The sequence below is a fragment of the Methylobacterium frigidaeris genome (assembly GCF_022179185.1).
GTDB lineage: Bacteria > Pseudomonadota > Alphaproteobacteria > Rhizobiales > Beijerinckiaceae > Methylobacterium > Methylobacterium frigidaeris.
In genome coordinates, this window is the sequence record NZ_BPQJ01000131.1 from 1 (window position 1) to 809 (window position 809).

At 68.0% G+C, this 809-nt stretch carries 1 protein-coding gene; it reads left to right on the plus strand.

Annotated elements, in window-relative coordinates; genetic code table 11:
* Positions 1-809: ISAs1 family transposase (locus tag MFF64_RS36555; protein WP_238193918.1), on the plus strand; the 809-nt coding region annotated here is incomplete at both ends.

Below are 809 nucleotides of genomic sequence, written 5' to 3' on the forward strand. Positions count from 1 at the left end.
TAACTTACTCGAGATCACTAGTAGGCGCCGAGACAAGCCAGAATTCCTGAGCAACATGCTTCCGTTCCGACATGGCATCCCGTCGCACGACACCCTCAACGACGTTCTGAACGCCCTCGATCCAGGCCTGTTCTCGGCGTGCTTTGCCGCCTGGGTCGAGGCCCTGCGCGAGACCGAGCCCGACATCGTCGCGATCGATGGCAAGAGTTCGCGTCGCGCCCGCGCCAAGGGCGGCCATCCGCTCCATGTCGTCTCGGCCTGGGCGACGCGCCAGCGCCTGGTGCTGGGCCAGGAGGCCGTGGGTGAGAAGGCCAACGAGATCGTGGCGATCCCGCTGCTGCTGGAGCGGCTGCAGTTGACCGGCGCCCTGGTGACGATCGACGCCATGGGCACGCAGACCGCCATCGCCCAGACCATCCTCGACAAGGGCGCCGACTATCTCCTCGCGCTCAAACACAACTGGCCCGTGCTCGCCGAGGACGTGCGCCTGTTCTTCGCAGACCCCGGGCAGGCCCGCCTCGACAGCCACGAGACCATCGATCTCGGCCACGGCCGCAGCGAGATCCGCCGCCATGTCGTCTGCCACGACGTCGCTTGGCTCACCGCGGATCGCCGCTATCCCGGCGCGCCGCGCTTCCCCGGCCTCGAGGCCATCGCCATGGTCGGGGCAACGGTCGGACGCGGCGACACGACTTCGGTCGAGCGGCGCTACTTCCTGTCCTCGCTCCCCCTCGACGCCAAGCTGTTCGCCCGTGCCGTGCGCGCTCACTGGGGCATCGAGAACCGGCTCCACTGGGTGCTCGATGTCG